Raw genomic sequence first — 11,392 nt, 5'->3', positions numbered from 1 at the left:
AACGATGAACGTCACAATCCGCAAGATCGGAAATTCCGAGGGTGTTATCATCCCCAAAGAGGTGCTGCAGCGGTTGGGCCTGAGCAGCGGCGACAGCCTCGAACTGCGAGAGATCGAGGGTAATATTCAGCTTGTACCGGAATCGGCGGATCTTGCCGAGCAAATGCGGGCGGCCCGCATCGGTATGGAAAAATATCGGGTGGCACTCCGCGAACTCGCGAAATGATACAGCTTAAGTGGCTGAGCCGCCAAGCGATTGAAAATATGCACGATGAGCAAATCGCCGAGCATGGCGGTTTGCCTGGCCTGCGGGATGCCAATGCATTGGAAACCAGCTTGGCGCGCCCGCTTAACAAGGCTGCATACGGCGAGACCGACATCTTCATACTCGCCGCAGCCTATCTCTATGCCATTGTTAGAAACCACCCATTCGTGGATGGAAACAAGCGTACCGGCTATCTCGCGGCGTTTACGTTTCTCTACATCAACCGCTATGTCATCAATGCCGACAACGCGCAGGTCATTGCATTTGTACTAGAGGTAGCCGCCGGCGAGATCGACGAAGAAGGTGCGACCCGCTTCCTTCGAGATTTCAGCATACCGCTCAACCCGTCGCCTTGAACTGCTGCTGCTCCAGTTCCCTGCCAAGCCCTTCGACCACATGCGCCCAGCCTTGCCGGGTCTTTTCCTCGTGCTCGGCCCATTCGGCGCACATTTCGTGGGTCAGCGTCAGACGGCTGCCGCCCCCGAGAGGCTCGATATTTATTTCAACGCGGTCGCAATTGTGGTCGTGCTCCTCGACGGAAAAGCTGAAGACCATGCGCTGCGGGCGCTTCAGTTCCAGGAAAACACCCTGGTGAAAGGCGTCGCCGGTCGGGCGGCGGTCGACGACGAAGAAACGGCCGCCGACATGCGGATCGATATCGGCGCGGATGACATGACCGTCATCCGTCGCAAACAGGAAACGGCGGGCGATTTCAGGGTTGAGCCAGGCGTCGTAGACGACAGCAGGCGGCACCCCGTAGGTGTGGCTGACATGCAATTTGATGGTGCTGGCGGGCATCGATTTTCCTCCGGTAACGGCGCGCACACTCCTCCCGTGCGCGGCCTGCGGCCATTCCGTCCGCCTCCGGAGCCGGCCTGCTCATATTTTTGCTAACAGGATTGAGATAGAGGAATTGTCGCGGCCGCCAAGAGTCGGGCGCGGAATTTACTGCATCATTCCTTCAAGCGGACTCGATTGAGAGATAGATATCCAGCAATTCAAAGTGTTACAGCGTCCTTTGCGCGTCTGAAAAGACGCACAACGCGGTCGTGCTTTAGCCGGCGAATTTGCCGCTGCGCGGGAAGCCCTTCGGCACGGTGCGACCGGCGGTGGCGCGGTCGGCCAGCCACTCTGCGAGCTCGTCCTTGTTCTTCGTGAAGGTGCGGCCGGCGCTGTCTTCCCAGATGAGGCCGTCTGATATCGCGAAGCAGCGGACGTCGGAAATGCCGCCATCCTTGTAACGCTGCAGGCGCACGCCCTTGCCGCGCGACATTTCCGGCACCTGCGCCAGCGGGAAGACCAGCAGCTTGCGGTTTTCACCGACGACGGCGACATGGTCGCCGCTGACAGGCACGAGCAGTTGCGTTTCCTCGGGCAGCGCGACGTTCATGATCTGCTTGCCCTTGCGCGTATTGGCGACCAGTTCAGCCTCCGGAACGACGAAGCCGTTGCCGGCGGTCGAGACGATCAGCTGCTTGCGCGAGGGATCATGCAAGAATGCGGTCAGCACCGCCTGGTCGTTATCCATATCGACCATGATGCGCAGCGGTTCGCCGTGACCGCGGCCGCCCGGCAGCTTGTCGCCGCCGAGCGTGAAGGCCTTGCCGCCTGTCGTGACGATCAGAATCTTGTCCGTGGTCTGTGCCGGGAAGGCGATCTTCAAGCCGTCACCTTCCTTGAAGGTCAGTGTCGCCGTGTCGGCGATATGGCCCTTCAACGCGCGGATCCAGCCCTTTTCGGAAATGACGACGGTGATCGGTTCCTTCTCGATCATTGCCTGCTGGACTGCTTCCTCGTCGGTCTCGGGCGCGTCGGCAAACTGGGTGCGGCGGCGGCCGACCTCGGTCGCCTTGGCGAATTTCTTCTTCACTTCGCCGATTTCCCAGGCGACCGTCTGCCACTGCTTGTCGTCGGAGGAAAGCAAAGCTTCGATCTCGCCCTTTTCATTGGTGAGTTCGTCGAATTCCTTGCGGATCTCGAACTCCTCCAGCTTGCGCAAGGCGCGCAGCCGCATATTGAGGATCGCCTCGACCTGATTGTCGGTGAGATCCCAGCGCGCCATCATGACCGGCTTCGGCTCGTCCTCCTCGCGGATGATGCGGATGACCTCATCGATGTTGAGGTAGGCGACCAGCAGGCCGCTGAGGATTTCGAGGCGCCTGTCGATCGCCGCCAGGCGGAAGCGCGAGCGGCGCTGCAGAACTTCGCGGCGGTGGTCCAGCCACTCCTTCAACACCTCGTTCAGCGCCATGACCCGCGGGATGCGGCCCATGGAGAGCACGTTCATGTTGAGCGGGAAGCGGCTTTCGAGTTCCGTCAGCTTGAACATCGATTCCATCAGGATCGTCGGATCGACGCTGCGGGTCTTCGGCACCAGCACGACACGGATGTCTTCGGCCGATTCGTCGCGGATATCTTCCAGCAGCGGCAGCTTGCGGGCGATCAGCAGCTCGGCGATCTTCTCGATCAGCCGCGATTTCTGCACCTGGAAGGGAATTTCGGTGATGACGATCTGGTAGCCGCCGCGGCCGAGATCTTCCGTCTGCCATTTCGCCCGCACGCGGAAACCGCCGCGGCCGGTGCGGTAGCTCTCGATGATGCTGTCGCGGTTGTCGATGATGATACCGCCGGTGGGGAAATCCGGGCCGGGTATGAATTCGACGAGCTTTTCGACTGTTGCATCCGGATGCTTGATCAGATGCAGGGCTGCGTCGCAAAGCTCGTGGGCATTGTGCGACGGGATCGAGGTCGCCATGCCGACGGCGATGCCGGACGATCCGTTGGCGAGCAGGTTCGGGAAGGCGCCGGGAAGAACGACCGGCTCGGAATTCGATTCGTCGTAAGTGTCTCGGAAATCGACGGCATCCTGATCGATGCCTTCGAGCAGCAGTTCGGAGACCGCCGTCATCTTCGATTCGGTGTAACGCATGGCGGCGGGGCTGTCGCCGTCGATATTGCCGAAATTGCCCTGGCCGTTGACCAGCGTGTAGCGCTGCGAGAAATCCTGGGCGAGACGGGCAAGCGCGTCGTAGATCGACTGGTCGCCGTGCGGATGGTAGTTACCCATCACTTCGCCGACGATCTTGGCGCATTTTCTGAAGGCCGAGTTCGGCCTCAGCCCCATCTCGTTCATCGCATAGACGATGCGGCGATGGACAGGCTTCAGCCCGTCGCGCACGTCAGGCAGGGCGCGGTGCATGATGGTCGACAGCGCATAGGCAAGGTAGCGCTGCTCGAGCGCCGCCTTGAGGTCGACCGGTTGGATGTGATCGTCGTCTCCGCCCGAAGGCGGCAAAATCTCTTGTCCCATAGGTTCTGACTAGCCCAGAAGAGGCCGGCGGGCAAGGAATCCGGGCCATTGCAGCTGTGGATGAAGTCTTGGGACTGACATCAAAGGATGAGACAAACGCTCCGCCGCAATTTGGACTTCGTTTGCCGTTCCTTTCAACAGAAATTTAGAAGTCCGCAAATATAAAGCTGGCCTAATCCGTAGTAGCGTAACTGCAGATTTCCAACCGCCACCACGCCACCAGAGGAATCACCCCATGAACTTTTCCCGGACAACGCGGCTGATGCTGTCGGGCGCCGCCTTTTTCTCGCTCGCCGGTTCGGCTTTCGCTCTCGACGGCGCCGATCTGCTGAAGAAGCTCAATGCCGCCTATGCCGTACAGGGCGGAACGATTTCGGCTGACGCAGTCGACATCGACGGCACGACCGCGACGCTGAAGAATGTCAGCGTCAAATCGGCCGGCGGCGAAAGCCTGGCAGTCGGCGAAGTCACCCTTTCCGGCGTCGAAGAAGACGAGGATGGCGGCTATTACATCGAAGAGGCAGCCTTCCCCGATATCAACACCACGAAAGACGGCGTCACGGTCACGGCGCAGGAGCTGACGCTCGGCGGCATCTCGATCCCGGCAACGGCGGGCGGCGACACGCTCGATACCATGATGCTCTACGAAACCGCCCATACAGGCCCGCTGAAGGTGGTCAAGGACGGCGCGGAAATGTTCTCGCTGCTGCAAAGCGACGTCAATCTGACACTGCGCGAAGACGAATCCGGCTTCGATTTCGATGGCGCCTTCAAAAGCATGAAGGCCGATCTCAGCAAAGCCGAGGATCCGCAGAGCAAGGACGCGATCGAGAAGCTTGCCCTGCAGCACATCCAAGGCGACATCACCATGAAGGGTGCCTGGGAACTGGCCCCCGGCACGATCGACATTTCGGAATTCGCCTTCGACTTCACCAACATCGGCAAGCTGAACCTTGGCTTCAAGATCTCGGGCTACACGATGGCCTTCGTAAAGTCGCTGCAGGATGCGATGAAGCAATCCGAAGCCGGTGCGAACAAGGAAGAATCGCAGCAGGCGCTTGGCCTTGCCATGCTCGGCCTGATGCAGCAGCTGTCCTTCGAGGCCGCGCAGGTGCGCTTCGAAGATGCCTCGATTACCAAGCGCGCGCTCGATTATGCCGGTTCGCAGCAGAATATGTCCGGCAAGCAGATGGCGGATTCGCTGAAGGCGATGACGCCGATCATGCTGGCGCAGCTCAATATCCCGGAACTGCAGAACGCCGTTTCGGCTGCCGTCAACACCTTCCTCGACGATCCGAAAAGCCTGACCGTCAAGGCCGCTCCCGAAAAGCCGGTACCGTTCCCGACGATCGTGGGTGCCGCCATGGGCGCTCCGAACACGCTGCCGCAGGTGCTTGGCGTCAAGGTTACCGCCAACGACTGATCGCTTCGATCTTGCGACGAAAGGCCCGGCAGTTCGGTACTGCCKGGCCTTTTCGTTTTCACGCGCGATGACGGGCGACCTCGGCAATGGCGAAGACTGCGATATCAAGCAATTCCTCTAGCGATGCTCCGTCCCTCGCCTGCACCGACATGCCCTGGATGATGGCACGGAGGAACCGTGCCAGCGCGCGGGGGTTCGTCTYGGACTTCATGTCGCCCTCGTGGATGCCGCGCTCGACGACCGAACCAAACAAAAAGCCCGGCGATTTGCCGGGCTTTTGCATTCGGGATCAGACGATCTCAATCCTTCTTGACCGGCGGGATCGGCCGGATCGAGAGCTCGCGCAACTGTGTCGGCGTTGCCGGGCTCGGCGCGCCCATCAGAAGGTCCTGGGCCTGCTGGTTCATCGGGAACAGCGAGATTTCGCGCAGGTTCTTCGCGCCGACGAGCAGCATGATGATACGGTCGATACCGAAGGCAGCACCGCCATGCGGGGGCGCGCCGTACTGGAAGGCACGGTAGAGGCCGCCGAAACGATCCTCGACATCCTGCTGGCTGAGGCCGACCTTCTCGAAGGCGGCAACCATGGTTTCCGGCGACTGGTTGCGGATCGAGCCCGAGGCGATTTCGAAGCCGTTGCAGACGGCGTCATACTGGAACGCCTTGATGGTCAGCGGATCCTGGTTCTGAAGCGCATCGAGGCCGCCCTGCGGCATCGAGAACGGGTTGTGGGCGAAATCGACCTTCTTTTCTTCCTCGCTCCATTCGAAGAACGGGAAGTCGACGATCCAGCAGAGTTCGAAACGGTCGCGATCGACAAGGTTCAGTTCTTCGCCGGCCTTGGTGCGGGCTTCACCGGCAAACTTGTAGAACTTCGCCGGATCGCCGGCAACGAAGAAGCAGGCGTCACCGTCATCGAGGCCGAGCTGGGTACGGATCGCGTCGGTGCGCTCCTCGCCGATGTTCTTCGCAAGCGGGCCGGCGCCCTCGAGCTTGTCACCTTCCTTGCGCCAGAAGATGTAACCGAGACCAGGCTGACCGGTCGACTGCGCCCAAGCATTCATACGATCGCAGAACGCTCTGGAACCGCCGGTCTTTGCCGGGATCGCCCAGATCTCAACCTTCGGGTTCGAGGCGATCATGCCGGCGAAAACCTTGAAGCCGGAGCCGGCGAAATGTTCGGTAACCGCTTCCATGACGATCGGGTTGCGCAGGTCCGGCTTGTCCGAACCATACTTACGGATCGCCTCGTCATAGGGGATGCGCGGCCACTCCTTGGTGACCGGCTTGCCTTCGGCGAACTCCTCGAAAATGTTGGTCATCAACGGACCCATCGTGTTCCAGACGTCTTCCTGGGTCACGAAGCTCATTTCGAGGTCGAGCTGGTAGAATTCGCCCGGCAGGCGGTCGGCGCGCGGGTCTTCGTCGCGGAAGCACGGCGCAATCTGGAAATAGCGGTCGAAGCCCGCCACCATCAGCAGCTGCTTGTACTGCTGCGGCGCCTGCGGCAAGGCATAGAAGGTGCCGGGATGGATGCGGCTCGGCACCAGGAAGTCGCGCGCGCCTTCCGGCGAGGAGGCCGTCAGGATCGGCGTGGTATATTCGGTAAAGCCGACATCGCCCATTTCGCGGCGCATGGCCGAGATGACCTGGGTGCGCTTGACGATGTTCCGGTGCAGCGTTTCGCGGCGAAGATCGAGGAAGCGGTACTTTAGGCGCACGTCTTCGGGATAGTCCGGCTCGCCGAAGACCGGCAGCGGCAATTCCTTGGCGGCGGAGAGGACTTCGATCTCCTGCGCGTAGAGCTCGATCTCGCCTGTCGCCATGGTCTTGTTGACAGTATCGTCGGTGCGGGCCTTGACGAGGCCGTCAATGCGGATGACCCATTCGCCCCGCACGGTTTCCGCCATCTTGAAGGCCGGGCTGTCGGGATCGGCGACGACCTGGGTGATGCCGTAATGGTCGCGAAGGTCGATGAAGAGAACGCCGCCATGGTCGCGAACGCGGTGAACCCAGCCGGAAATACGGACGGTCGAGCCGACATCCGTCTTGCGGAGGGCGGCGCATGTGTGGCTGCGATAGCGATGCATGATCTCAAATCCTGGCATGTGGCTTAAGACGGCAGCAAGGGTTTTCAAAACCCTCAAGCGCCGACAAGAAAATCGGGCGGAAAAGCGCATGGACGCTCCGATTTGTCAAGGCTTGGCGCACGCGGCCGGGCGTTTGACACGCGTTTATGGAGAGGCTGCGACCCGTATGCTGCGGCAGTTTGGCCGCGCTTCCTGTATTGCTGAAGCTGCCGGTCAACTTTACAAGGATCGGCATTCTCACCGTGGAGCCTCCGCATGCCTCTCCTTAGCCGCCGCAACCTTCTCAAGGCATCCGCTGTCGCGGGCGCCTATGGCGTCGGCATCGGCATTGCCAGTAAATTCGGGTTTGCCGAGGCGGCTCCCGAGCCGCAGCTGCTGACGGCGGTGAAGACAGAAGCCGTGCTGACCGAGGCGGGACCGACCAGGGATATCATGAGCTGGGTGCATGACGGCATGCCGCCGATTCTCAGAATGAGGAAGGGGCAACCCTATGCGGCGCGGCTGAAAAACGGGCTCGACGAGCCGACGACAATCCACTGGCACGGCCTTCGCATCGACAACCGCATGGACGGCGTGCCCTTCATGACGCAGCCCTACGTCTATACCGGCGACAGCTTCGACTATGCCTTCACGCCGCCCGATGCCGGCACCTTCTGGTATCATCCGCATTGCAACACGCTGACGCAGATGGGGCACGGCATGACCGGTATCATCGTCGTCGAAGATCCGGCCGATCCGGAGTTCGATGCCGAGGTGGTGCTGAACCTGCGCGACTGGCGGCTGGGCGGCGACGGGCAGTTCATCGCTCCCTTTCGGCCGCGCGACGCTGCCAAGACCGGCACCTACGGCACGGTGCGCACCGCCAACTGGCATCAGGAGCCGCGATATGACGCGCCGGCCGGCGGGCTGGTTCGGCTGCGCATTGCCGTGACCGACGTGACGCGGATCTTCTCGCTGAAAATGGAAGGCGCCGACGCGACCGTGATTGCGATCGACGGCAATCCGGTGCCGAAGCGTTTTTCCCTCGACCTCCTGCAGATCGGACCGGGTCAACGGCTCGATCTTGCCGTGCGCATGCCGGATGGTGAAGGCGCAGTCGCGACGCTCGAGGATATCCGCGGCACGGCGCCGAAGACGATCGCCGGCCTGCGCGCGGTCGGATCATCGTTGAAGCGCGCGATCGGCGATCTTGGGCCGCTTGTCGACAACCCCGTCCCGAAGGCCGATCTTTCCATCGCCGAGCAGATCCCGCTGATACTGAGCGCCACTGCCGAGAATGCCGCCGTCGAAAGCATCTGCGGCACGCTCGGCTACAGTTTCTGGGCAATCAACAAGGTGCCATGGCCAGGCGACACGCCCGATCCGACGGCACCGCTTGCGGAATTGAAGCTCGGCAAGAGCTATGTCTTCAACCTCGAGAATACCACGCCGCATGCCCATCCGATCCATCTGCACGGGATGAGCTTCACGGTGATCTCCTCCTCGACGCGGGAGGTGATGCCGCTGGTGTCCGATACCTATCTCATCCAGCCGGACGAGAAGGTGCAGCTTGCCTTCGTCGCCGACAATCCCGGTGACTGGCTGCTGCATTGCCATATCATCGAGCATCAGAAGACGGGGATGACGAGCTATCTCAGGGTAAGCTGAGGCAGTGCGCCTTCACTGCGGTTGGGCTGTGCTTCGCGCCTTGCCTCAGTTTGGACGTGATTCTTGGCCAGCAATGCTCGAAGCGTATGCTGTTGTATTGACATATCGAACCGAAAGGAGAAGGAAGGTTTAACCGACCTTTTCCTTGCGAATGAAATGATATGATCGAAACAACCGCCGATTTGGCGGCCGCCTGCAAAGAGCTGGCCAAGTCCGACTTCATTACCATCGACACCGAATTCCTGCGCGAAACGACCTTCTGGCCGGAGCTCTGCCTGATCCAGATGGCAAGCCCGACGACGGAAGTTCTCGTCGATCCGCTGGCCAAGGGCATCGATCTCGCCCCCTTCTTCGAGCTGATGGCCGATACGAAGGTGCTGAAGGTCTTTCATGCGGCCCGCCAGGACATCGAAATCATCTTCAATCGCGGCAATCTCATTCCGCATCCGATCTTCGACACGCAGGTCGCCGCCATGGTCTGCGGCTTCGGCGACAGCGTCTCCTATGACCAGTTGGTCAGCCGCATCAAAAACGTCCATATCGACAAGTCGTCGCGCTTCACCGACTGGAGCCGCCGGCCGCTGTCGGACAAGCAGCTGGATTATGCGCTGGCCGACGTCACCCATTTGCGCGACGTCTACCTGTCGCTGAAGGCGGAACTCGATCGTGAAGGTCGCAGCTCCTGGCTCTCCGAGGAAATGGACATTCTCGAGTCGCGCGAAACCTACGACATGCATCCCGACGATGCCTGGCAGCGGCTGAAGATGCGCCTGCGCAAGCCGCAGGAGCTGGCGATCCTGAAATATGTCGCCGCCTGGCGCGAACGCGAGGCACGGGCCCGCAACGTGCCGCGTTCGCGGGTGCTGAAGGACGATGCGATCTACGAGATCGCCCAGCAGCAACCCAAGGATACCGAGGCGCTCGGCCGTCTGCGCACCATTCCGAAGGGTTGGGAGCGCTCGACTTCCGGCGCTGCAGTCATCGAGGCCGTCAACACCGCTCTTGCTCTTCCGAAGGCCGATATGCCGCATGTGCCACGCCAGGCGCAGGCGCCCGAAGGGGCCGCCGCTGCCGTCGAATTGTTGAAGGTGCTGCTGAAGCTGATTTCGGAAAAACACGGCGTAGCGCCGAAGGTGATCGCCAACAGCGAGGATCTCGACAGGATCGCCGCCGAGGGCGAAAAGGCCGAAGTCGCTGCCCTGCACGGCTGGCGGCGTGATCTTTTCGGCGAGCCGGCACTGCAGCTGATCCAGGGCGCGATCGCCCTGCGCTTCGTCGACCGGAAGGTCGAGACCGTCAGCCTCTGAGACTGCTGCAGAATTCCTTAAATCGGAATCGATTTGAGGTTAAAATTGTGCGGCAATTCAAAGTGCTACGGCGTCCTTCGCGGCTCTCGAAAAGACACGCCAAGGACGCAGTAGTTTCGAATTCGCTTGACGGTTTTTTCCGGCCTGAAACAATGGCGGGAGGAAACATCACGGCGCAGAGGCGGCATGCGGGAAATATCTCCGACACAGAATTGGATCCTGATCGTGATCGTCCTCGCGGTCAGCGGCGTCATCTATGATATGATGTTCTACTCCAATCAGACGCCGGTTATCGGGGCGATCTTCGCGCTCTTCATCGGCATGCCGATCCTCGCCTTCGAGCGCAAGGTGCTGTTTCGAACGCTTTATAGACGCATCCAGAAGCTGCCGACCTTCGCCTTCATCATCACCGAACTGGTGATCTACGAGATCCTGATGAGCATCGGCTTTGCCTGCGCCGGCCTGCTGCTCTGGTCGCTCGGCATGGTGAAGCCATCGTCGCTCCTCGACCTCGTCATCATGCCGTTCGAGGTCTTTCTGTATGCACTTGCGGTCTGCACGATGCTGATCTTCGTCTTGCGTGTGCGAGAACTGCTTGGTCGTGAAGTCTTCCTCAGCATGCTCATCAGCCGCTACCGCAATCCGGTCAAGGAAGAGCGCGTCTTCCTGTTCATCGACCTCGTCGATTCGACGGCTTTTGCCGAGAAGCATGGCGACCTCAGGGCGCAACAACTGCTGAGCTCGCTGTTTGCGACCTTCGCCGAGCCCGTCAGGCGCCACAAGGGCATGATCAACGACTATGTCGGCGATGCGGCGATCATCACCTGGCCGCTTGCCCGCGGCGTCAAGAATGCACGTTGTGTGCGCTGCATCTTCGATATCCTTGCCGATATCGAAGCCAATGCCGCGGGCTGGCGGAAGAGTTACGGGCAGGTGCCGAAGCTTCGCGCCGCCCTTCACGGCGGCGAGATCATCACCGCCGAAATCGGCGTCGACCATCATAAGATCAGCTATTTCGGCGATACGGTGAACACCACCGCCCGGCTGGAGACGCTCTGCCGCAGTCTGAACCGGTCGGTTCTGATCTCCACCGAGCTTGCCCGGCGCATGAATTTTCCCGACGACATCGCCTGCGAGGATCTCGGCACCCATGCGGTGAAGGGGCGCGGCCAGGCGCTCGGCGTCATGGCGCTTACCTCGCGCGCAGTCACCATGCTGAACACGCCGGCGGTCATTCTGCACGGCTGATGCGTAAATTCAAAGCGTTACAGCGTCCTTTGCGCGTCGGAGAAAGACGCGCGGCGCTGTAAGTACGTCACCAAAGCTTCACCCAACCGTCAATTCGCTGAC

9 protein-coding genes and 1 pseudogene are annotated in these 11,392 nt (G+C 60.8%); 6 read left to right on the top strand and 4 right to left on the bottom strand.

The window, feature by feature from the left end; translation table 11 throughout:
• Positions 1-4: 4 nt before the first annotated feature.
• Positions 5-226 (top strand): AbrB/MazE/SpoVT family DNA-binding domain-containing protein, encoded by a 222-nt coding sequence (locus AC1ECN_RS10355; protein ID WP_018070513.1) that lies wholly within the window; start codon positions 5-7, stop codon positions 224-226.
• Entirely contained in the window at positions 223-621 is a 399-nt protein-coding gene (locus AC1ECN_RS10350; protein ID WP_024321172.1) for a type II toxin-antitoxin system death-on-curing family toxin, read from the top strand. The genes AC1ECN_RS10355 and AC1ECN_RS10350 overlap by 4 nt, the downstream gene beginning before the upstream one ends.
• Here AC1ECN_RS10350 and AC1ECN_RS10345 read toward each other — a convergent pair.
• Positions 605-1,063, bottom strand: a complete 459-nt coding sequence (locus tag AC1ECN_RS10345) for an SRPBCC family protein (protein ID WP_018070514.1) — start codon at positions 1,061-1,063, stop codon at positions 605-607. The two genes, AC1ECN_RS10350 and AC1ECN_RS10345, sit on opposite strands and share 17 nt — an antisense overlap.
• 256 nt (positions 1,064-1,319) lie before the next feature.
• Positions 1,320-3,575: a DNA topoisomerase IV subunit A gene (parC, locus tag AC1ECN_RS10340; RefSeq protein ID WP_018070515.1), complete on the bottom strand. Its 2,256-nt coding sequence runs from the start codon at positions 3,573-3,575 to the stop codon at positions 1,320-1,322.
• A gap of 235 nt (positions 3,576-3,810) precedes the next feature.
• Here parC and AC1ECN_RS10335 point away from each other — a divergent pair, with 235 nt between their 5' ends.
• Complete coding sequence (locus AC1ECN_RS10335) at positions 3,811-4,998, top strand: YdgA family protein (RefSeq protein WP_018070516.1); 1,188 nt, start codon at positions 3,811-3,813, stop codon at positions 4,996-4,998.
• Between the two features lie 58 nt (positions 4,999-5,056).
• On the opposite strand, the pseudogene AC1ECN_RS10330 reads toward AC1ECN_RS10335, so the two are convergent.
• Together AC1ECN_RS10330 and aspS are read right to left on the bottom strand one after the other, a co-directional pair.
• Positions 5,057-5,248 (bottom strand): annotated as a pseudogene (locus AC1ECN_RS10330) (hypothetical protein); the annotation flags it as partial.
• Positions 5,249-5,297: 49 nt separating this feature from the next.
• Positions 5,298-7,088: an aspartate--tRNA ligase gene (gene aspS, locus AC1ECN_RS10325; protein WP_020397444.1), complete on the bottom strand. Its 1,791-nt coding sequence runs from the start codon at positions 7,086-7,088 to the stop codon at positions 5,298-5,300.
• Positions 7,089-7,343: 255 nt separating this feature from the next.
• On the opposite strand from aspS, the gene AC1ECN_RS10320 reads away from it, so the two are divergent.
• The 3 genes from AC1ECN_RS10320 to AC1ECN_RS10310 all read left to right on the top strand — a co-directional run bounded on the left by AC1ECN_RS10320 (position 7,344) and on the right by AC1ECN_RS10310 (position 11,290).
• Positions 7,344-8,735: a multicopper oxidase family protein gene (locus AC1ECN_RS10320; RefSeq protein WP_130672337.1), complete on the top strand. Its 1,392-nt coding sequence runs from the start codon at positions 7,344-7,346 to the stop codon at positions 8,733-8,735.
• A 161-nt stretch (positions 8,736-8,896) separates the two neighbouring features.
• Positions 8,897-10,042 (top strand): ribonuclease D, encoded by a 1,146-nt coding sequence (gene rnd / locus AC1ECN_RS10315; protein WP_018070520.1) that lies wholly within the window; start codon positions 8,897-8,899, stop codon positions 10,040-10,042.
• A gap of 186 nt (positions 10,043-10,228) precedes the next feature.
• On the top strand, positions 10,229-11,290 hold the full coding sequence (locus AC1ECN_RS10310) for an adenylate/guanylate cyclase domain-containing protein (protein WP_018070521.1): 1,062 nt from the start codon (positions 10,229-10,231) through the stop codon (positions 11,288-11,290).
• Positions 11,291-11,392 lie beyond the last annotated feature (102 nt).

Source organism: Rhizobium sp. 01N447_2, from assembly GCF_056399245.1.
This window is presented reverse-complemented; position numbering and strand designations above follow the sequence as displayed.